Below are 489 nucleotides of genomic sequence, written 5' to 3'. Positions count from 1 at the left end.
CATGCAGCCGTCGGAGTCGACCCGGTCGAAGGTGGAACGGACGGCGGCGCGCAGGGCCTCGTCCAGGCCGGGAGCGTCGACGTCCGCGTCGGTGGTCAGGACGACGAGCATCGTCGCCAGCCCAGGGGCCAGCATCCCCGCACCCTAGGCCATGCCCCCGACCACCCACCCATCGCGCTCCGCGACGGCCGGCTTGTGCACGGTGTCCGTCGTCTTGATCGCGACGGCCGCGTCCTCCCCTCCCTCAGGGGAGAGTGCGGCGGCGGCCTTCTCGACGCCGGGAAGCAGCTTCTCCATGGGCAGCCGGACGCCGATCAGCCCCGTGGAGGCCACCGCCACCTCGCCGGCCGCACGGTCCAGCACCTGAGCCACACGCTCGGCGGTGGCCCGGGTGTCCTGGAAGCCTTCGGGACCGGTACAGGCGTTGGCACCGCCGGAGTTGAGGACGACGGCCGTCACCTCCCCGGACTTCAACACCTGCTGCGACCA

General features: G+C 72.4%; 1 pseudogene. It reads right to left on the bottom strand.

Annotation, left to right across the window (positions count from 1 at the left end):
* Nucleotides 1-489, bottom strand: a pseudogene (locus JNW98_RS35890) (bifunctional ornithine acetyltransferase/N-acetylglutamate synthase); the annotation flags it as partial.

This window comes from Streptomyces huiliensis (assembly GCF_020037025.1).
In the GTDB taxonomy this organism is placed as follows: Bacteria; Actinomycetota; Actinomycetes; order Streptomycetales; family Streptomycetaceae; genus Streptomyces; species Streptomyces huiliensis.
The sequence above is the reverse complement of the archived record's forward strand: the minus strand, read 5'-3'. Positions and strand labels throughout refer to the sequence as shown.